This is a genomic window from Stenotrophomonas nitritireducens, assembly GCF_001700965.1.
Lineage (GTDB): Bacteria > Pseudomonadota > Gammaproteobacteria > Xanthomonadales > Xanthomonadaceae > Stenotrophomonas > Stenotrophomonas nitritireducens_A.
Window position 1 is genome coordinate 3,146,725 of sequence record NZ_CP016756.1, and the last position, 20,741, is coordinate 3,167,465.

A 20,741-nucleotide genomic window follows, 5' to 3' on the forward strand; every position below is an offset into this window, starting at 1 on the left:
CGCGCACCCGCGCCAGCCACACCGGAGGCCAGGCATGATCCGCCGCCTCAACGACACCACCGACCTGGTCCGTGCGTTCCCGCGCGTGCATTTCGTCGGTATCGGCGGCACCGGCATGAGCGGCATCGCCGAAGTGATGCTGACCCTGGGCTATGAAGTCTCTGGTTCTGACAACGCTGACAACGCTGCAACGCGCCGTCTGGCACGGCTGGGTGCGCGCGTCATGCGCGGTCATTCCGCCGCCAACGTGCTGGGCACCGATTGCATCGTGGTTTCCAGCGCCATCCGCGAAGACAACCCTGAGCTGATGGAAGCGCGCAGCCAGCGCATTCCGATCATGCCGCGCGCGGCGATGCTGGCCGAGCTGATGCGTTTCCGTCGCGGCATCGCCGTCGCCGGTACGCATGGCAAGACCACCACCACCTCGCTGACCGCTGCGATCCTGAGCGAAGGCAAGCTGGACCCGACCTTCGTGATCGGCGGACAGTTGCTCGCTGCCGGTGCCAACGCCAAGCTTGGCGGTGGCGAGTGGTTGGTGGCCGAGGCCGACGAAAGTGATGGCAGCTTCCTGCGCCTGAATCCGTTGGTGGCGGTGATCACCAATATCGATGCCGACCATCTGGAAAACTACGGCAACGATTTCGCCCGCGTGCAGGCAGCGTTCGCCGAGTTCCTGCAGCGCCTGCCGTTCTACGGCTTGGCCGTGCTGTGCATTGATGATCCGGAAGTGGCTGCGCTGGCTGCCAAGACCCCGCGTCACGTGATGAGCTACGGCCTGAGCAGCAACGCCGACGTGCGCGCTGAGGACGTGGTGCAGGATGGCCCGCGCATGCGCTTCACTCTGCGTTTGCCGGAAGGCAGCAGCGTGCCGGTGACGCTGGCGCTGCCGGGCAAGCACAACGTGCTCAATGCGCTGGCCGCCGCTGCGGTTGCTTGGCAGCTGGGCGTGGCACCGCAAGACATTGCCGCTGCGCTGGAGAAGTTCGAAGGCGTTGGCCGTCGCTTCAACGACCTGGGCGAAGTCACCACCCACAAGGGCGCCAAGGTGCGCGTGATCGACGATTACGGTCACCACCCGCGCGAACTGGAAGCGGTGTTCGCCGCTGCCCGTGGCGGTTGGCCGGACAAGCGTCTGGTGGTTGCGTTCCAGCCGCACCGTTACAGCCGTACCCGCGATCAGTTCGATGCCTTCGCCGCCGTGTTGTCGGAAGTGGACGCACTGGTGTTGAGCGAGGTCTACCCGGCTGGCGAAGCGCCGATTCCCGGTGCCGATTCCAAGTCGCTGGCACGCGCCATCCGCGCGCGCGGCCGCAGCGAGCCGGTGGTGGTGAGCCATTCGGCCGATCTGGCCTCGGTGCTGCCGGACGTACTGCAGGACGGCGATCTGCTGTTGATGATGGGTGCCGGCGACATCGGCGCCGTTGTCCAGCAGGTGGTCACCGACGGCTTCCAGGAGTCCAAGGGCGAATGATGCTTGCCGCGCTGCCGCTACGCCGTACCCACGCAACCGCACTGCGGGCTGCGGCGGTCGCGTGCGGCTGCGCTGCCGGGGAGGGCGCACGATGAATGCCATCCTGCGCATGCTCGCCTGGCTGCTGGCCATCGCCCTGGTGGTGCTGCCGGTGGTTGCGGTGGTCAATGGCTGGGTCGGTGCCGAGGGCTGGCCGCTGGCCAAGCTGCGTGTGCATGGCGAGTTCAAGCGCGTGCCGGCCGAAGAGTTGCAGAAAGCCTTGCTGCCATATGCACGCTCGGGCTTCTTCGCGGTGAAGTTGCAGGACGCGCAGGCGGCAGTGGAAAAACTGCCATGGGTGGAGAGCGCCCAGGTCCGCAAGCAATGGCCGGATGTGCTGGAAGTGACCATCGTCGAGCACCGCCCGTTCGCACGTTGGGGCAAGGACCGCTTGCTGTCAGAGCAGGGCCGCTTGTTCGCGGTGCCGCACGGGCTGGAGAACGCGCCGCTGCCCGAACTCGATGGCCCCGATGGCATGACCACTGAAGTGGTCGAGCTGTACAACGATTCACGCGCACTGTTCGCACCGGCCGGTGTGGACGTGCAGAAAGTGGCGATGGACGCGCGCGGCAGCTGGTCGCTGGCGTTGGACAACGGCACCGAAGTAGTCATTGGTCGCAACGATGCACGCTCACGCTTGGGCCGCTTCGTGCGCGTATTGCCACAGCTGACCCGTACCCAGGTGCCGATCGTGCGCGCCGACCTCCGCTATACCAATGGTTTCACGCTGAGCTGGGGAACCCCACCGCCGGCAACAAAGCAGACGCAGGACAGGACATGAATCGCAAGGGAGACAAATCACTGATCGTTGGCCTGGACATCGGCACCTCCAAGGTGGTGGCGCTGGTCGGCGAGTATTCGCCGGGCAGCCCGATCGAGGTCATCGGCATCGGCTCGCACGAGTCGCGCGGTCTCAAGCGCGGCGTGGTGGTGGATATCGAATCCACCGTGCAGTCGATCCAGCGCGCCATCGAAGAAGCCGAGCTGATGGCCGGTTGCGAGATCCGCTCGGTGTACGCCTCGATTTCCGGCAACCACGTGCAGTGCCGCAACTCGCAGGGCATCACCCCGATCCGCGAAGGCGAAGTGAGCTGGGGCGATCTGGATCGCGTGCTGGAAGCGGCCAAGGCCGTTGCCATCCCCGCCGACCAGAAGATCCTGCATGCGATCCCGCGCGAATACGTGCTGGACGATTCGCAGGAAGGCATCCGCAACCCGGTCGGCATGACCGGCGTGCGCCTGGAAGTGCATGCCCACCTGGTGGTGTGTGCACAGTCGGCCGCCGCCAACGTCAGCAAGTGCGTGCAGCGCTGCGGCCTGCAGGTGGATGACCTGGTGCTGTCCTCGCTGGCCTCCAGCGTAGCGGTGCTGACCGCCGATGAGCGCGAGCTGGGCGTGGTGATGGTCGACATCGGCGCCGGTACCACCGATATCGCAGTGTTCATCCAGGGCGCCATCTGCCACACCGCTTCGTTGCCGATTGCCGGTGACCACGTCACCAACGACATCGCCCACATGCTGCGCACGCCGACCCCGGAAGCGGAGCAGATCAAGGTGCGTTACGCCTGTGCGCTGGCACAGCTGGCAACGGCCGAAGAAAGCATCCAGGTGCCGTCGGTTGGCGACCGCCCGCCGCGTCGCATGCCGCGTCATTCGCTGGCGCAGGCAGTGCAGGGCCGCTACGAGGAAATTTTCGAGATGGTGCAGGCCGAACTGCGCCGCTCGGGCTTCGAGGAAATGGTCCGCGCCGGGCTGGTGCTCAGCGGCGGTGCTTCGAAGATGGAAGGTGTGGTCGAGCTGGCCGAGGAAATGCTGCAGATGCCGGTACGCGTGGGCATTCCGCAGCACGTCACCGGCCTGGGCGAAGTGGTCGGCAATCCGGTGCATGCCACCGGCGTTGGCCTGCTGCTGATGGGCAGCCAGATCGAACACCCACGGCGTCCGTCGCTGCCCACCGGGCGCGCCGGCAGCATGTTCAACAAGTTGAAGAACTGGTTCCGCGGCGAGTTCTGAGCGCGGTGCCGGTGGTAGAGCAGTGAGGCAGTCAGAACAGCAAGCAGTAAGGCAAGACGAAGTGCAGTAACGCAGTCATTGAAGCAGGCAACAACCACCGTGCAGGGGCAACCCGAAGCGGTATACCTAAAACAACTCGCCGGTGCAGGCGGGCGCAGAAGGAGAAGGATTCTTCCCGGATGCTCGACCCAATCACGGCAATAGAGAGGACATGGACATGGCGCATTTCGAACTGATTGAAAAGATGGCACCGAACGCGGTGATCAAGGTCGTTGGCGTGGGCGGCGGCGGCGGCAACGCCGTGGCGCACATGGTCAACAGCAGCGTGGACGGCGTGGAATTCATCACCGCCAACACCGACTCGCAGGCCATCAAGAATTGTGGTGCCAAGCTGCAGCTGCAGCTGGGCACCAACGTAACCAAGGGTCTGGGCGCAGGCGCAAACCCGGAAGTCGGCCGCCAGGCCGCATTGGAAGACCGTGAGCGCATCATGGACGCCCTGCAGGGTGCGGACATGGTGTTCATCACCGCCGGCATGGGCGGTGGCACCGGTACCGGCGCTGCGCCGGTGGTGGCACAGCTGGCCAAGGAAATGGGCATCCTGACCGTGGCCGTGGTCACCAAGCCGTTCCCGTTCGAAGGCCGTCGCCGCATGCAGGTGGCACTGAAGGGCATCGAAGAACTGAGCCAGCACGTCGATTCGCTGATCACCATCCCGAACGAAAAGCTGATCACCGTGCTCGGCCGCAACGCCACCATGGTGCAGGCTTTCCGCGCTGCCAATGACGTGCTGCAGGGCGCCGTGCAGGGCATCGCCGATCTGATCGTGCGCCCGGGCCTGATCAACGTCGACTTCGCCGACGTGCGCACCGTGATGTCGGAAATGGGCCTGGCCATGATGGGCACCGGCACCGCACGCGGTGATGACCGCGCCCAGGCTGCTGCCGAAGCCGCCATCCAGAACCCGCTGCTGGACGATGTGAACCTGGCCGGCGCCAATGGCGTGCTGGTCAACATCAGCGCCGGCACCGACATCACCATGAGCGAGTTCGACGAAATCGGCCGCACCGTGCACGCTTTCGCTTCGGAAGATGCCACTGTGGTGATCGGTACCGTGATCGATCCGGATCTGGGTGACGAGATCAAGGTGACCGTGGTCGCCACCGGCCTGAACCGTGCCGTTGCCAAGAACGCACAGCGTCCCGGCGAACGCGGCCCGATCAAGCTGGTCCGCAATGCCACCACCGGCCAGGCCGAGTTTGAAGAGTACGAAAGCCCGGCCGATGCCGTGGCCAAGGCCGTGGGCAACACCATGGGCATGGGCCTGCGTCGTCCGAGCTCGGACACCGTGTCTGCTTCCACCTCGTCGGCGTCGCCGGCCGCTGCAGAGCTGCCGAACGACTACCTGGACATCCCGGCGTTCCTGCGCCGCCAGGCTGACTGATGCGTTAGCAGGGGCCGCTCAGGCCCGGTCATCGCGTACGCCGGCGACGGCGCCGTGGTCCGGGCAGGGCAGGCTCCGGATACAGAACCGAGACGCCGGGGCTGTCCACCCCGGTGGGAATACCATGTCCTTTATCGCCGGGCCAAGGCCGGCCCGGCGATATTTTGGTGCTGGACGGTCGCTGACGCGCGGTTTTTGCTGCGCACAGGGCCTGTGTTAACGCGTGTTATTCTTGTTTGTCCCCCTGGCTGCGCCTGCGCGGCCCCTCCGGCCTTACACACATGATCCAGCAACGCACTCTCAAGAACACGATCCGCGCCACCGGCGTCGGCCTGCACAGCGGTGACAAGGTCTACATGACCCTGCGTCCCGCGCCGGTCGACCATGGCATCGTGTTCCGGCGGGTGGATCTGGACCCGGTGGTGGAAGTGCCGGCGCGTGCCGATCTGGTCACCGAAGTCACTTTGTGCACCGGTCTGACCTGTGAAGGCGCCAAGATCCAGACCGTTGAGCACCTGATGTCGGCACTTGCCGGCCTTGGCGTGGACAACGTCATCGTCGAGCTGTCCTCGGCCGAGCTGCCGATCATGGACGGCTCCTCCGGCCCGTTCGTGTTCCTGCTGCAGTCCGCAGGCATCGTCGAGCAGGGCGCGGCCAAGCGCTTCCTGCGCATCCTCAAGACGGTGGAGGTACGCGACGGTGACAAGGTCGCCCGTTTCGAGCCGTACGAGGGCTACAAGCTCGGTTTCACCATCCAGTTCGATCACCCGATGATCCCGGCCAAGCAGTCGCGGGTGGAGATCGAGTTCTCCTCGGCGGCCTATATCAAGGAAATCTCGCGCGCCCGCACCTTCGGCTTCATGCGCGATCTTGAATACATGCGTGAGCGCAACCTGGGCTTGGGCGGCTCGATGGACAATGCCATCGTGCTCGATGAATTCCGTGTGCTGAACGACGACGGCCTGCGCTACACCGACGAGTTCGTGCGCCACAAGATCCTCGACGCCATCGGTGACCTTTATTTGGCCGGCGGCCAGGTGCTGGGTGCCTACGAGGGCTTCAAGTCCGGCCACGCGCTCAACAACAAGTTGGTGCGGGCCCTGCTGGCCGACCAGAGCGCCTGGGAATGGGCCAGCTACGACTCACCGGTGGCTGCCGATCCGGTCCTGTACGGCGTCCCGGCCTACGCCTGAGTTCTGGCCGGGCGGGTCGTAAGAGAATTGGTGCTTGGGACTACGACTAGTCCTAAATGTCATCAATTTGTGAACCCCATCGGGGTTCAAGTCTGAATTTAACGAATAATTAACAAAAGACTAACTCCTTCGCTGCATTCCGCGGCTAGGATTCCTGCGGCCTCCAATTCTGTCCTTGCGGCGTGAAGATGGAGACCGGGGCCGATCAGGTTCCCGGTGGCCTTCAGGATTTTGTGGATTTCACATCCTGCAGGGCTGCCAATGCGTCGCGCAGTCCTTTATGCGTGGCTTCGCTTACTGCGGTACTGCGTTGGTCGTTACGCACTGGGGAGTGCGCGGACGCGGTCGCAGTCTTGACGGTCACTCGGGTGGCCTTCAGCCCGATGGATCGGGCCGCGTCGAGCAGCTGGTCTTCGGCAAGCCTCACTTTGGCGTGCCACACCGGCGATTCGACGAGAAAAACGAGGTGTTCGCCGTCCACATTGGCCAACCGGCAACGGTTAGCCAGCGCCGGCGGCAAATGGGGGCGCAATTGCCGGTCCATCGCATCGAGCCACAAGGCCCGGCGCAGCGGATTTCCTGCTTTGTCCGCCATCGCCGCTTCCAGCGCCTGTTTGGGCGCGGAACGGGAACGAACACTGGATTTCGGCTCTGACATAAGAATTCTTCAATGACATTTAAAAAGATCGTAATCAAAACGCGTGAACAGAAGGCCAAGACGCCCTTTTCCCGCGTTCAGATGTTTTTCGAGGACCGCCCGCAGGCATTGCTGGGTAGCGTACTCGGCGTCGGTTGCCTGATGGGCGTGGCGCTCAGCCTGGCCATCGGCATGGTGGGTGATTCGGCCCTGCAGTCCAAGGTTGATCATCAGCAGCAGGAACTGGCCAAGGTACGCGCTGATGCGCAGACCCAGGTCAACGCCCTGGCCGCCCGCCTCGGCGAGCTGCAGGCGCAGGCCACCCGGCTCAACGCCCTGGGCGAGCGCCTGACCCAGATGGGCAAGCTGGAAGACGGCGAGTTCGACTTCCAGGAAACCCCGGGTATGGGTGAAGGCGAGCCCGGCCCGACCCAGGATATCCCGGTGAGCGCGGTAAACAGCGACTTACAGGTGCTGGAGCAGCGTTTTGCTGCTTCAGGCAAGCAGTTGTCGGTGATGGAATCGCTGCTGTTCGATCACCAGCTCGAGCTGAACGCCGTGCCTTCGCGCATGCCGATCCGCAACACCTACATCACCTCCAACTTCGGCGGCCGCGCCGATCCGTTCGGCCGTGGTGCCGGCAACCACAAGGGCATGGACTTCCACGCCCGCGTCGGTGACCCGGTGCTGGCCGTGGCCGATGGCGTGGTCAGCTTTTCCGGTGTGAAGGGCGGCTACGGCAATGTGGTCGAAATCGACCACGGCAACGGCTACAAGACCCTGTACGCGCACAATTCGCGCCTGACCGTGCGTGAAGGCGGGCTGGTGCGGGCCGGCCAGGAAGTGGCCAAGGCGGGCTCTACTGGCCGTTCCACCGGCGCCCACGTGCACTTCGAGGTCTGGCAGAACGGCATGGTGATGAACCCGCGCAAGTTCCTCGGCGAGGGCGGCAATACGCCGGTCGGCCGTCTCAGCCGTGGCTGATCGGGACCGGCAGGTCAGCTGCGGCTGACTTGTTGCGGGGCGCTTGAAACCCAAGCGTCCGCCCCAAGCTACAATAGGCGTTGCCATCGACAGGGCGCATTGCGCCCTGTTTCGTTTGTGACCGGTGAACCCAGGGGGTGAGCCAGGTCGCACGGCATTTCATTCAAACCGGTTCCTTCAATGATCAACAGCCTGCTTACCCGCGTTTTTGGCAGCCGTAACGAGCGCCAGCTTCGCCAGCTCAACCGTATCGTCGCCAAGATCAATGCCTTGGAACCGGAGATGCAGAAGCTCTCCGATGACCAGCTGAAGGCCAAGACCCCCGAGTTCCGTGAGCGCATCGCCGCCGGCGAAGCCCTGGACAAGGTCCTGCCCGAAGCCTTTGCGGTCTGCCGCGAAGCCTCCCTGCGCGTGCTGGGCATGCGCCACTACGACGTGCAGCTGATCGGCGGCATGGTGCTGCACCTGGGCAAGATCGCCGAAATGCGTACCGGTGAGGGCAAGACCCTGGTGGCTACGCTGCCGGTCTACCTCAACGCGCTGGAAGGCAAGGGCGTGCACGTGGTCACGGTCAATGACTACCTGGCCCGCCGCGATGCCGCGCAGATGGGCAAGCTGTACAACTGGCTGGGCCTGAGCGTGGGCGTGGTCTACCCGGGCATGCCGCACAGCGACAAGCGCGAGGCCTACGGCAGCGACATCACCTACGGCACCAACAACGAATTCGGTTTCGACTACCTGCGCGACAACATGGCGTTGTCCAAGGCTGACCGCTACCAGCGCGGCCTGCACTACGCCATCGTCGACGAAGTCGACTCCATCCTGATCGACGAAGCACGTACGCCGCTGATCATCTCCGGCCCGGCCGACGATTCCCCGGAGCTGTACATCCGCGTCAACCGCGTGGTGCCGAGCCTGATCAAGCAGGAAACCGAGGAAGGCGAGGGCGACTACTGGGTCGACGAAAAGGGCAAGCAGGTCTTCCTGTCCGAAGCGGGCATGGAGCACGCCGAAGAATTGTTGCGCGAAGCCGGCATCATCGGTGCGGACAACGACAACGGCCTGTACGCCGCGCAGAACCTCACCGTCGTCCACCACCTCAACGCCGCACTGCGCGCGCACGCCATCTACCAGCGTGACGTGGACTACATCGTGCGCGACGGCGAAGTGGTCATCGTCGACGAATTCACCGGCCGTACCCTGGCCGGTCGCCGCTGGTCCGACGGCCTGCACCAGGCGGTGGAAGCGAAGGAAGGCGTGCCGGTACAGCGTGAGAACCAGACGCTGGCCAGCATCACCTTCCAGAACCTGTTCCGCATGTACAAGAAGCTGTCCGGCATGACCGGTACGGCCGATACCGAAGCGTTCGAGTTCCAGAGCATCTACGGCCTGGAAGTGCTGGTCATTCCCACCAACAAGCCGACCGTGCGCAAGGACTACCCGGACCAGGTGTTCCTCAACCGCAAGGGCAAGTTCAATGCGGTGCTGGCGGACATTGAAGAATGCGCCAAGCGCGGCCAGCCGGTGCTGGTGGGTACCACCTCGATCGAAACCTCGGAGATGCTCTCCGAGCACCTGCGCAAGGCGGGCGTGAAGCACGAAGTGCTCAACGCCAAGCAGCATGACCGCGAAGCGACCATCGTTGCCAACGCCGGTCGCCCGGGCTCGGTCACCATCGCCACCAACATGGCCGGCCGTGGTACCGATATCGTGCTCGGCGGCTCGCTGGAAACCGAACTGCACGAGCTGGGCGAAGACATCAGCGCCGAGCAGAAGGCTGCGGTCAAGGCGGCATGGCAGGAACGTCACGAAGCGGTCAAGGCTGCTGGCGGCCTGCACATCGTCGGCACCGAGCGCCACGAATCGCGCCGTATCGACAACCAGCTGCGCGGCCGCTCCGGCCGTCAGGGTGACCCGGGTTCGTCCCGCTTCTACCTGTCGCTGGAAGACAACCTGATGCGCATCTTCGCCTCTGACTGGGTGCAGAAGGCGATGCGCATGATGGGCATGAAGGAAGACGACGTCATCGAAGACCGCATGGTCAGCCGTCAGATCGAGAAGGCGCAGCGCAAGGTGGAAGCGCACAACTTCGACATCCGCAAGAACCTGCTCGATTTCGACGACGTCAACAACGATCAGCGCAAGGTGATCTACGGCCAGCGCGATGAACTGCTGGACGCCGAGTCGGTCAAGGAAAACATCGACGGCATCCGCGGCGACGTGATCTACGACCTGGTGACCCGCTTCGTGCCGCCGAACTCGGTGGACGAGCAGTGGGACCTGCAGGGCCTGCAGGCCACGCTGGAAGGCGAGCTGGGCGTGGAGATGGACGTGATCGGCCTGGTCAAGGCACACGAAGAACTCGATGCCGAAGCGATCGCGCAGAAGGTCATGGACCACATGGACGCGCACTTCGCACAGAAGGAGGCGGCCGTTGGCGCCGAGACCATGCGCGCACTGGAAAAGCACGTCATGCTGACCGTGCTCGACCAGAGCTGGAAGGAGCACCTGGCGCGCATGGATTACCTGCGCCAAGGCATCTACCTGCGTGGTTACGCGCAGAAGCAGCCCAAGCAGGAATACAAGAAGGAAGCCTTCGAGCTGTTCTCGGAAATGCTGGAGAACGTCAAGTGCGAAGTGATCACCATGCTGTCGCGCGTGCGCGTGCGCAGCGAGGAAGAAGTGGCGGCGATGGAAGCGCTGGAGCGCCAGCAGGCCGAAGCCCGCCTGCAGATGTCGCAGTTCCAGCACCAGGACAACGGCGGCTACAGCGCCGACGAGGAAGCGGCGGAAGTGCTCGACGAGGCCAACGCGCCCAAGGTCGGCCGCAACGACCCCTGCCCGTGCGGAAGTGGCAAGAAGTACAAGCACTGCCACGGCCAACTGAACTGACCAAAAGCCCCGCCAAGCGCGGGGCTTTTTTTTGGGCCTTTGCCCCGTAGTGCCGAGCCATGCTCGGCAGGGGCATTACCGATAAAGCCTTTGCCGAGCATGGCTCGGCACTACAGGGCCGGGTTTTTGTAGGAGCGGCGTAAGCCGCGAAGCTGATGAGCCTTCCGACGCATCGCTTGTAAATCCCCTGCCGAGCATGGCCCGGCACTAGCTGGTCGGATTTTGTGGGAGCGGCGTCAGCCGCGAAGCTCACAATCCCGCCGAACCGATCATTTACGCACTCCGACGGTGCGCCAGCTTCGCGGCTGACGCCGCTCCCACAAAAGCGGGGTCGCACTGAACGATTGCACCAAGTGCCCTGTTTTCGGCATGCTCAAGCCATGACACCCCCTTCACGCTCAATCCACGTCGTGGCCGCCGTCATCACCGACGCGCGCGGCCGCATCCTGCTCAACCGACGCACCGGCGACAGTGACATGGCTGGCCTGTGGGAATTCCCCGGTGGCAAGCGCGAGCCGGGCGAGACCTCCGAGCAGGCGCTGATACGTGAATTGCGCGAGGAGCTGGGCATCGAGGCCGAGGTGGGCGAATGGCTGATGGACGTGCCGCAGCTTTACCCGGACAAGCGCCTGCGCCTGGAAGTGCGTCGTGTGCAGCATTGGAAAGGCACCGCGCGCGGCCGGGAAGGCCAGGCCATCACCTGGGTGACGCCGGACAAGCTGTCGCGCTACTCGATGCCGCCGGCCGACCTGCCGGTGGTGGCTGCACTGCGCCAACCGTGCCACTACCTGGTCACGCCCGAACCGGGCGAGAACGAGGACGCCTGGTTGGCTTCGCTGGAAGCCGCCATCGCTGGCGGCATCCGCCGTATCCAGCTGCGCACGCCAATGGCGGCGGGGCGCGAAAGCTTGGCCAGAACCGTGGTGGAGCGCTTCGGCAAACACGCTGAAATCCTGCTCAATCGCGATATCGCGCTGGCCCGCGAGCTGGGTGTCGGCGTGCACCTGGGCAGCGAGCAACTGCTGCAGTTGCAGGCACGGCCGCTGCCGGAATCATCGCCGGTGGCCGCATCCTGCCATGACCTGGTGCAGCTGCAGGCGGCACAGCAATTGGGCTGTGATTTCGCCGTGCTGGGGCCGGTCCGGGCCACCGCCAGCCATCCTGATGCCGCCGGCTTGGGCTGGGACGCATTCGTCGCGCTGCGCGAGCGGGTCTCGCTGCCGATCTACGCCATCGGCGGCATGGCCGCTGACGATGTCCAAACCGCACGCCGGCACGGGGCTCTGGGCGTCGCCGCGATCCGTGCGTTATGGCCGCAGCCTTGAGCTGAGCGGCTGTCAGCGTTGCACAACGCGCTTACAGGGTGATCCAGAAGCAGTTGTATTGGCGGCGCAAGCGCAGGATGGTCCGCGTCGGCGTGGCGCTGCGCGGCAGGGTCTGCTCCAGCCGCAACGCAATGGGGCGGCGCGGGCCGCTGGCGACAGGGCTTACTACCTGCGCCTGCGGGTCGGTGGCGTTGCTGCCCACCTGCGTTGCATCGACCGGCGTGCCATCGGTGTAGGTGAACGGCTCGTTGGGTGCCGGCACGTAGGCGGGTTCTTCTGGGAATACCGGTGCGATATCTATCAGCGGCCGCTGCACGATTTCATCCAGCCGGTCCATGACCCGGGTGGCGGCTGCGTTGGAAAGCCCGTTCCACAGATAGATGCCCGATAGACGGTTGGGGTCGCGCGTATCGGCCGCTGACTGGATCTGCGCGACCAGTTCGCTCAGCCGCCGCGCGCAGCTGTCACGGTATAGCCCGCTGCCGCCAGCGCTGCGTGTGTTGGGCAGCAGCCGTGCGCGCGCGCCCATCACTTCGCAGGGTTTGTCGCCGTAGACGGTCTGGCCCTGCGTATTGGTGCAGCGGTTTACCTGCTGCGCGCGCACGTTGAACACCGCCAGGGCGGAGCAGGTAATCAGCAGGAGCAGCAGCAGACGCATCGGCCAAGCGTAGCGGTTGGCCGAGCGCGCAGGAAGGAAAAACTGCTCAGCTGCGGCCGAGGCGTTCGAGCACGGCGTTGGTCGGCTTGGCCAGGTTGAGCGTGTAGAAATGCAGTGCCGGTGCGCCACCGACGATGAGCCGCTCGCATAGCCCGGCAACCACATCGGCACCGAATTCGCGCACCGCCTCGGCGTCATCGCCGTAGGCCTGCATGCGCTTGCTCACCCAGCGCGGGATTTCGGCGCCGCACTGCTCGGAGAACCGCCGCAGCTGGCTGAAGTTGGAGATCGGCATGATGCCGGGGATGATCGGCACTTCCACGCCCAGCTTGCGCACGGCATCGACGAAGTGGAAATACGCATCGGCGTTGTAGAAGTACTGGGTGATGGCGGCATCGGCGCCGGCATCGATCTTGGTCTTGAAGTGCTGCAGATCGGCCAGGGCATCGCTGGCCTGCGGGTGGGTTTCCGGATAGGCACCTACTTCGATGCGGAAGGCGTCGCCGTGTTCGGCGCGGATGAAGGCGATCAGTTCGGAGGCGTAGCGCATGTCACCGGGGAAGCCCATGCCCGAAGGCAGATCGCCACGCAGGGCGACGATGCGCTTCACCCCGATGGCGCGATACAGCTTGAGCAGCTCGCGGATTTCCTCGCGGGTCCCGCCGACGCAGGACAGATGCGGCGCCGCGTGCAGGCCATGGTGCTGGTTGAGGTGACGTACGGTTTCGGAGGTGTAACTCAGCGTCGAGCCACCGGCGCCGAAGGTACATGACACGTATTCGGGCGCATGCGGCTTCAGTTTGACAGCGGTGCGGTCCAGCTGGGCGCGCTGGTCATCGGTCTTGGGCGGGTAGAACTCGAAGCTGATCGCGGTCATCGGAAACGGCCGGCTGTGACGGGTTGCCGGAAATTATATCTCTCCATCAAGATGGATGTGCAATTGTTTCAGGCGAGACTGGAGGCAGGCCGCGGAATGAGGCTCAGTGGGCCACGCTGGCAGGGCGTTGTGGCAGCAGGGCGATGCAGGCAACGATGGCCAGCAGCAGCACTGCAGAGGCGGCATAGCGGCTCAAGGCCAGGCCGCCATGGTCAAGCGGTTTGTCGAGGAAGTCGCCGACCACCGCGCCCAAGGGCCGGGTAAGGATGAAGGCGGACCAGAACAGGGCGGTGCGGGAGATGCGGGTGCGGGCGTACAGCAGGGCCACCAGCGTCAGCAGCCCGGCAAACAGGGCAATACCGCCGGTATAGCCCAGCCCCTGGGTGTCTGCGGCCCAGTCGCCCAGGGCGGTGCCCAGGGTTTGCGAGAAGGTGATGGTCAGCCAGTAGAACAGCTCGCTGCGCGGTGAGTTGATCCGGGTCACCGAGATGCTGCCGGTGCTGCGCTGCCAGACCAGCAGGGTGATCAGCAGCAGGCCCAGCAGCAGGGTGGTGCCGCCGGTGTAGCCAATGCCCAATGAGCGATCAACGTAGTCGGCCAGGGTGGTGCCGACGGTGGTGCTGGCGACTATGGCGAACCAATAGATCCAGGGGCGGAAGCGCGGTGAACGGATCTGGGCGAATACAGCGCCGGCGAAGACCGTGGCAAACAGCACCGTGCCCAGCAGGTAACCCAGGTTCATCGACATGGTGACCGCGTCACCGCCCACCTCACCCAAGGTGGTGGCGAGGATCTTGGTGACCCAGAAGCCCAGCGTGATGGCAGGGACTTTACTGAGGGCTTCGGTGGCAGACATGGCAGCGCTCGTGCGGGTGTGGCCTAACTTTCGATGGACAGTTGTCGGAGGCGCGTCGTAGTCATGTAGGCGGTGAAGCGACGGTTCATTGCCCCGTGCAGCAGATTGCAGCCGGCGCCCCCTCCCTTTCGCGCAGCGAAGGGGAGGGTTGGGGAGGGGTTGGCTTTTGACTTGGTAGAGCCGAGCCATGCTCGGCTAGGGCTCTACCAGGAAAGCCCCCTGCCGAGCATGGCTCGGCACTACCGCTTCGCTCCCTCCCTTTCGCGTAGCGAAGGGGAAGGTTGGGGGGGCTTTTGACTCGGTAGAACCGAGCCATGCTCGGCTAGGGCTCTACCAGGAAAGCCTCTGCCGAGCATGGCTCGGCACTACCGCTTTGCGCCCTCCCTTTCGCATAGCGAAGGGGAGGGTTGGGGAGGGGTTGGCTTTTGACTGGGTAGAGCCGAGCCATGCTCGGCTGGGGCTCTACCAGGAAAGCGTCTGCCGAGCATGGCTCGGCACTACACGGCACCGCGCAGCGAAGATGAGGGAGGCCTGGCTTTGCCGTTGCCGGCATATCAATAAACCGCGGCCATGCGCTACCTGTGCCAGTTCTGGCCGCAACATTTTTCCGCGCAAAACGACGCCTCACTTAACATCCGGTTTGCGATGATCGGCCGCCAGCACCGTACCGGTGTCGCCCTATCTGGAAAGCCACCATGAACGCCTCCAGCGCCATCCGCCGCGACGTCGGCCCCATCGCCCTGATGCTTACCGGCCTGGGCTCGATCATCGGCTCCGGCTGGCTGTTCGGCGCATGGCGCGCGGCGGGCCTGGCCGGGCCGGGGGCGATCTGGGCCTGGGTGCTGGGTGCGGCCATCATCCTCACCATCGCTCTGACTTATGCCGAACTCGGCGCGATGTTCCCCGAATCCGGCGGCATGGTCCGTTACAGCCATTACTCGCACGGCTCACTGGTGGGTTTCATCGCCGCCTGGGCCAACTGGATCGCCATTGTCTCGGTGATCCCGGTCGAAGCCGAAGCCTCGGTGCAATACATGGCGTCATGGCCGTGGCAGTGGGCGCAGAACATGTATGTGCAGCAGCCCGGCGGCATGGGTGAGCTCAGCCACGCGGGGCTGATGATCGCGGCGGTGCTGGTGGTCATCTATTTCCTCATCAACTATTGGAGCGTGAAGCTGTTCGCGCGTTCCAACAGCATCATCACGATGTTCAAGCTGATCGTGCCGACGCTTACCGGTGTGGCGCTGATCGCCAGCGGCTTTCATGCCGAGAATTTCTCGGTCGGACTGAAAGGGGCGGGCACGCCGATACTGGATTTCTCGGCGATCCTCACCGCCATCGCGACGGCCGGCATCGTTTTTAGTTTCAATGGCTTCCAGAGTCCGGTGAACCTGGCGGGTGAAGCGCGCAATCCGGGCCGCAGCATTCCGTTTGCAGTAGTGGGCTCCATCCTGCTGGCAGCGGTGGTTTACGTGCTGCTGCAGGTGGCCTACATCGGCGCGGTGCCGACACAGATGCTGGCCGAGCATGGTTGGCATGGCATCGATTTCCGTTCGCCTTTCGCTCAACTTGCCCTGATCGCTAACCTGCATTGGCTGGCGGTGCTGCTGTATGTGGATGCTTTCGTCAGCCCTAGCGGCACTGGCATGACCTATACCGCCACCACCGCACGCATGATCTACGGCATGCAGCAGAACGGCACCGCGCCCAAGCTGTTGGGCAACATCCATCCGCGCTGGGGCGTACCGCGCCCGGCAATGTGGTTGAACCTGGCGGTGTCGTTCCTGTTCCTGTTCTTCTTCCGTGGCTGGGGCACGTTGGCGGCGGTGATTTCGGTAGCCACGGTGATCTCGTACATGACCGGGCCGATCAGCGTGATGTCGCTGCGTCGCACCGCGCCGAATCTGCATCGCCCGCTGCGGATCATCGGCCTGCCGCTGCTGGCGGGCGTGGCCTTCGTGATGGCCACCGAACTGCTGTACTGGGCGCGCTGGCCGTTGACCGGCGAGATCATCTTATTGATGGTGGTGGCGCTGCCGATCTACATCTATTACCAGCGCAAGATCGGCTGGCATGATTTCTCGCGGCAGCTGAAGGGCGCGCTGTGGTTGATCTGCTATCTGCCGCTGCTGGCGCTGGTGTCTTGGGCGGGCAGCACCGCGTTCGGCGGTGCCGGCTACCTCAGCTACGGCTGGGACCTGCTGCTGGTGGCGGCTATCGGCGTAGTGTTCTACTTGTGGGGCGTCCATTCGGGTTGGCGCACGCCATCGATGGATGTGGCAGAGCGCGAAGCGCGGGCGCATGGCTGATGGGAGATGATCGTGGCTGCGCGGCTACACTGAGACAGGCGCGGCGGTTCCGGTCTTCGTGGTGATCGTCGACAATATCGGCATTCTTTGCTGGAAGCGCTGATGTCCATCTACCTGACGCCGTTTGCACGTACCCGCCTGTTTCCGCGCACTCCGCGTGCCAACACCATCCAGGACAGCAGCGCAGAGGCGTTCGAGCAGTATTTGAACGCACATGCCGCCGACAAGGTGCTCGATGGTTACGCGCCGTTCTGCAAGCTGCATGTCTACCGGAACTGGACCAGCACCCGCTGCCTGACCGTGCCTATTACCGAGCAGAACCGCCATCTGCTGCGCTCCGGCTACGAGGCGCGCAGCCGCGAGGAGTTGCCGGTGCTGGTGCGCTGGTTCGAGGGCGTGGAGCCGGCCGTGGCCGACTACCTGGTGGTCATCCTCTACAGCCGCGAGCAGCTGCAGAAGGAAGGTTCGCCGATCGAGGCAGATTGGGGAGTGGTGGGTTGCCTGTATACCGCCACGCCCGAAGAGATACCAATGGCGCCGATCACCATGATGCGCAACGCGTTGGGCGTGGAAGAGGGCGGCTCCGGTGTGCCGATTGACCGTGCGGCGTATGCGCGTGCGGTGGAGTTCTGGGGTGCCAATGCAAACTGGCGCTGATTCGTTGCTGCATACATCCAGACCGACGCGTCTATTTGGCCTGAGTGGTTGGCACATTTTTTTGGCGATGCTGGTGTTCGCGATTGAAGTGGTGATCGCCACGCGTCTGCCACATGTGTCGTGGGTGCGTGCCTATCTGGGCGATGTGCTGGTAGTGGTGCTGCTGTATGCAATGGTCCGCAGCGTGCTGCGCATCAACGACTACCTGGTGCTGCTGATGGTGTTCGTATTCGCCTGCGGTATCGAGATGGCCCAGTATTTCCACGTCGCCGAGCGTCTGGGCTACGTGCGCGGCGATGTGATGTATACGGTAATCGGCAATACCTTCTCGTGGGGCGACATCATCTGCTATGCAGTGGGTTGCATCGCCACCGGCGTGATCCTGCTGCTGGCGCGCGCTTTGTTGCGCATTCATCGTTGATGTCCAACGCATGACGCGTCTGCCTGACGTGCGGCGGACGCGTCTTTAACAAGCCTTAACGGCTGTTCGCGTAGAATGAGCCGGCTCAGCATCATCCAGCGCTCGCGCTCAGGCAACCTGCCTGTTGATGCTTGGACAGCCGGCACTACGCCTTACCGGGATGATCCCGGTTTTTTCTGTCCCTGACCGTTCCCGTGGCCTTTGTCGCGGGGCATTCCTTCGTGCGCATTACGGCCTGCGCGAGCTCATGCAAGCCATGGCCAAGCACGCAAACCACTCAGTAAGGGGAGGACTGGTCCTGTCATGTCTACAGGTGAATCCACTATCCGCAATGAGCCGATGCAAATCGACGACATCACCGTCATCGATAAGGCGAAAGTAAAGAAAGCAGTCACCGCCGCGGCGTTGGGCAACGCGATGGAATGGTTCGATTTCGGCGTGTACGGCTTTGTCGCCTACGCGTTGGGCAAGGTGTTCTTCCCCGGGGCATCGCCCAGTGTGCAGACCATCGCCGCACTGGCTACGTTCTCGGTACCGTTCCTGGTGCGGCCGTTGGGTGGCGTGTTCTTCGGGGTAATGGGGGACAGATTCGGCCGGCAGAAAGTGCTGTCGGCAACCATCATCCTGATGGCCATCAGTACCTTCTGCATCGGCTTGATTCCTTCCTATGAAAGCATCGGCATCCTTGCGCCGATCCTGCTGCTGTTGTGCAAGCTGGCGCAGGGCTTCTCGGTGGGCGGTGAATACACCGGTGCGGCGGTCTTCGTTGCAGAGTTCTCACCTGACCGGCGGCGCGGCTTTCTGAGCAGTTGGCTGGACTTTGGCTCCATCATTGGTTTTGTCTCCGGTGCCGGTGTGGTGGTGCTGTTGAGCAGCATCGTCGGCGAAGAACAGTTTCTGGAATGGGGCTGGCGTATTCCATTTTTCCTTGCTGCGCCGCTTGGCCTGATCGGCCTGTACCTGCGCCACGCCGCTGAAGAAACCCCGGCATTCACCGAGCAATTGGAGCGCATGGAGAAGGACGACCAGGATGCGGTAGGCAGTGCGCCGCGCATCTCGTTCAAGGAAATCGTCAGCAAATACTGGCGTTCGCTGCTGGTCTGTGTGGGCATCGTGCTGGTCACCAACGTCACCTACTACATGTTGCTGACGTACATGCCTACCTATCTGTCGCACAACCTGCACTATTCGGAAGACCACGGTGTGCTGATCATCATCGTGGTGATGGTGGGCATGTTGTTCGTGCAGCCCTTCGTCGGCATGGCCAGTGACCGCATCGGCCGCCGGCCGTTCATTGCTGCTGGCAGCCTGGGTTTGTTGGTTGCGGCGATACCGGCCTTCCATCTGATCACCAGCGGCAACACCGGTTGGATCTTCGTTGGCCTGTTGCTGTTGGCGGTGCTGTTGAACTGCCTGATCGGCGTGATGGCTTCAACCTTGCCGGCAATGTTTCCGACGCGCGTGCGCTACAGCGCGCTGGCCAGTGCCTTCAACATCTCGGTGATCATTGCTGGTGTGACGCCGACGCTCGCCGCCTGGTTGGTGGAAACCACCGGTGACCTGATGATGCCGGCTTACTACCTGATGGTGGTCGCAGCCATCGGCCTGGTTACCGCGTATTTCATGCACGAAACAGCCAACAAGCCGATGCGCGGTGATACGCCGAATGCGGGTAGCCGCCGCGAGGCGCGCGAGCTGCTGCAGGAGCAATACGACCATATCGAGGCCAGCGTTGATGGCCTGGACGTGGAGATCAACGATATGCAGGACAAGCTCGCTAACCTTGAGCGACGCAAGCAGGCCTTGATCGATCGGCATCCTGATCTGGTGTGATCAGGATGCCGCCCCTTGCACCGAAGGTGCAGGGGAGGGCCGGGGAAACGTTGGCTTTTGCTTGGGTAGAGCCGAGCCATGCTCGGCCAGGGCCTTACGGGAAAGCCTCTGCCGAGCATGGCTCGGCACTACCGCTTCGCCCCCTCCCTTTCGCGCAGCGAAGGGGAGGGTTGGGGAGGGGGTTTGCTTTTGCCCGGGTAGAGCCGAGCCACGCTCGGCCAAGGCCTTACCAGGAAAGCCTCTGCCGAGCATGGCTCGGCACTACCGCTTCGCCCCCTCCCTTTCGCGCAGCGAAGGGGAGGGTTGGGGAGGGGTTGGCTTTTGACTGTGTAGAGCCGAGCCATGCTCGGCTGGGCTCTACTAGGAAAGCCTCTGCCGAGCATGGCTCGGCACTACCACTTCGTTCCTTAGACAGTCTGAAAGATCGCAGGATCATTTCCCCGGGTGCGCTGCGCTTACCCGGGCTATGTGCTTGCGCTATGCCTTCGCAAATCAAACATTGCAACGGAAGCGCAACGCATTGAGCTGCGGGAAGCGCGCGATGATGGCGATGGCTTCCTTCCAATGCGTTTCAAACGCATCTTCCTCCACCGGCAGAAACGTCGGGGCGACATCATCGAAGCGGAACTCGACCCCTTGCTCCGGCAATCGCTGGCGGCTTATCGCAGTGGGCGTGCGGCCGTTGCGCAGGTGCCAGACAAGTTCTTCAATCACGGTGTTCCAGGCATCCACTTCAAGATCATCAATCCACTGCATGTGGCGGGTCCTTGGCTCGGTGGTAGTGCAGGGCAACGCGGGTGGGTGAAGTGCTGGATACGGCTGAATCCGGATGATGGCGAGCCAATCATCGCGCAATTGCGCTTGCACCGCTTGATCTGCGCAGATGCGGTGTCAGAGCATCCGCCGGACATTGGATCGTTCCCTTGTTCGGACATTCGGGACGAATCTCAATTCCATGGCTGATCGTTACCGATATTGCGCGTCAGAAGGCTTATCTGACCGACTCCAGAACATCGGTAACCATTGAAAACAAAAGATTCCATGACTTTACGGCGACTGCCGTAGTGGTGATGGGGCGTTGGCAAGGTACGGTGGCTGCAGTACCGTGCCGTGAAAACCCGCGCCGCTGACT

18 protein-coding genes are annotated in these 20,741 nt (G+C 63.5%); 13 read left to right on the forward strand and 5 right to left on the reverse strand.

Going from position 1 to position 20,741, the window contains the following annotated elements; genetic code table 11:
* The first annotated feature begins 34 nt into the window (after positions 1-34).
* From murC to lpxC, 5 genes are all read left to right on the forward strand, one after another.
* Positions 35-1,471, forward strand: a complete 1,437-nt coding sequence (gene murC / locus BCV67_RS13215) for a UDP-N-acetylmuramate--L-alanine ligase (protein WP_062169282.1) — start codon at positions 35-37, stop codon at positions 1,469-1,471.
* A gap of 91 nt (positions 1,472-1,562) precedes the next feature.
* Positions 1,563-2,291 carry a cell division protein FtsQ/DivIB gene (locus tag BCV67_RS13220; protein WP_062169280.1) on the forward strand — a complete coding sequence of 243 codons (729 nt, stop codon included), beginning with the start codon at positions 1,563-1,565 and terminating at the stop codon, positions 2,289-2,291.
* A complete protein-coding gene (ftsA, locus tag BCV67_RS13225) occupies positions 2,288-3,523 on the forward strand; it encodes a cell division protein FtsA (protein ID WP_057627474.1) in 1,236 nt (411 codons plus the stop codon). Before BCV67_RS13220 ends, ftsA begins: the two co-directional genes overlap by 4 nt.
* Before the next feature lie 217 nt (positions 3,524-3,740).
* Positions 3,741-4,967, forward strand: coding sequence for a cell division protein FtsZ (ftsZ, locus tag BCV67_RS13230; RefSeq protein WP_057627546.1), 1,227 nt, complete (start codon positions 3,741-3,743; stop codon positions 4,965-4,967).
* Positions 4,968-5,248: 281 nt separating this feature from the next.
* Positions 5,249-6,160, forward strand: coding sequence for a UDP-3-O-acyl-N-acetylglucosamine deacetylase (lpxC, locus tag BCV67_RS13235; RefSeq protein ID WP_062169278.1), 912 nt, complete (start codon positions 5,249-5,251; stop codon positions 6,158-6,160).
* A 223-nt stretch (positions 6,161-6,383) separates the two neighbouring features.
* On the opposite strand, the gene BCV67_RS13240 is transcribed toward lpxC, so the two are convergent.
* Positions 6,384-6,818, reverse strand: coding sequence for a DciA family protein (locus tag BCV67_RS13240; protein ID WP_062169276.1), 435 nt, complete (start codon positions 6,816-6,818; stop codon positions 6,384-6,386).
* Between the two features lie 12 nt (positions 6,819-6,830).
* Here BCV67_RS13240 and BCV67_RS13245 point away from each other — a divergent pair, with 12 nt between their 5' ends.
* The 3 genes from BCV67_RS13245 (at position 6,831) to BCV67_RS13255 (ending at position 11,998) form a co-directional block, all read left to right on the forward strand.
* Positions 6,831-7,781 (forward strand): M23 family metallopeptidase, encoded by a 951-nt coding sequence (locus tag BCV67_RS13245; protein WP_062169274.1) that lies wholly within the window; start codon positions 6,831-6,833, stop codon positions 7,779-7,781.
* A gap of 180 nt (positions 7,782-7,961) precedes the next feature.
* Entirely contained in the window at positions 7,962-10,673 is a 2,712-nt protein-coding gene (gene secA, locus BCV67_RS13250; RefSeq protein WP_062169272.1) for a preprotein translocase subunit SecA, read from the forward strand.
* Positions 10,674-11,053: 380 nt separating this feature from the next.
* Positions 11,054-11,998: a Nudix family hydrolase gene (locus BCV67_RS13255; protein ID WP_062169270.1), complete on the forward strand. Its 945-nt coding sequence runs from the start codon at positions 11,054-11,056 to the stop codon at positions 11,996-11,998.
* A 31-nt stretch (positions 11,999-12,029) separates the two neighbouring features.
* Here the strand turns inward: BCV67_RS13255 and BCV67_RS13260 are convergent, their stop codons facing one another.
* From BCV67_RS13260 to BCV67_RS13270, 3 genes are all read right to left on the reverse strand, one after another.
* Entirely contained in the window at positions 12,030-12,656 is a 627-nt protein-coding gene (locus BCV67_RS13260) for a DUF4124 domain-containing protein (protein WP_062169268.1), read from the reverse strand.
* Between the two features lie 46 nt (positions 12,657-12,702).
* The gene (gene metF / locus BCV67_RS13265) at positions 12,703-13,533 is read right to left on the reverse strand and encodes a methylenetetrahydrofolate reductase [NAD(P)H] (RefSeq protein ID WP_062169266.1); all 831 of its coding nucleotides are present in this window, start codon (positions 13,531-13,533) and stop codon (positions 12,703-12,705) included.
* 103 nt (positions 13,534-13,636) lie between these two features.
* Positions 13,637-14,389 (reverse strand): COG4705 family protein, encoded by a 753-nt coding sequence (locus tag BCV67_RS13270; protein ID WP_062169264.1) that lies wholly within the window; start codon positions 14,387-14,389, stop codon positions 13,637-13,639.
* Positions 14,390-15,084: 695 nt separating this feature from the next.
* Here BCV67_RS13270 and BCV67_RS13275 point away from each other — a divergent pair.
* The 4 genes from BCV67_RS13275 (at position 15,085) to proP (ending at position 19,609) form a co-directional block, all read left to right on the forward strand.
* A complete protein-coding gene (locus BCV67_RS13275; RefSeq protein ID WP_062169262.1) occupies positions 15,085-16,698 on the forward strand; it encodes an APC family permease in 1,614 nt (537 codons plus the stop codon).
* A gap of 102 nt (positions 16,699-16,800) precedes the next feature.
* Positions 16,801-17,355 carry a DUF3228 family protein gene (locus BCV67_RS13280; RefSeq protein ID WP_062171772.1) on the forward strand — a complete coding sequence of 185 codons (555 nt, stop codon included), beginning with the start codon at positions 16,801-16,803 and terminating at the stop codon, positions 17,353-17,355.
* Between the two features lie 73 nt (positions 17,356-17,428).
* Positions 17,429-17,776 (forward strand): DUF2809 domain-containing protein, encoded by a 348-nt coding sequence (locus tag BCV67_RS13285; RefSeq protein ID WP_197430012.1) that lies wholly within the window; start codon positions 17,429-17,431, stop codon positions 17,774-17,776.
* A 339-nt stretch (positions 17,777-18,115) separates the two neighbouring features.
* Positions 18,116-19,609, forward strand: a complete 1,494-nt coding sequence (proP, locus tag BCV67_RS13290; protein ID WP_156455869.1) for a glycine betaine/L-proline transporter ProP — start codon at positions 18,116-18,118, stop codon at positions 19,607-19,609.
* A gap of 492 nt (positions 19,610-20,101) precedes the next feature.
* On the opposite strand, the gene BCV67_RS13295 is transcribed toward proP, so the two are convergent.
* Positions 20,102-20,365, reverse strand: a complete 264-nt coding sequence (locus BCV67_RS13295) for a hypothetical protein (protein ID WP_062169256.1) — start codon at positions 20,363-20,365, stop codon at positions 20,102-20,104.
* Between the two features lie 167 nt (positions 20,366-20,532).
* On the opposite strand from BCV67_RS13295, the gene BCV67_RS20360 reads away from it, so the two are divergent.
* On the forward strand, positions 20,533-20,739 hold the full coding sequence (locus BCV67_RS20360; protein ID WP_156455868.1) for a hypothetical protein: 207 nt from the start codon (positions 20,533-20,535) through the stop codon (positions 20,737-20,739).
* The last annotated feature ends 2 nt before the right edge of the window (positions 20,740-20,741 follow it).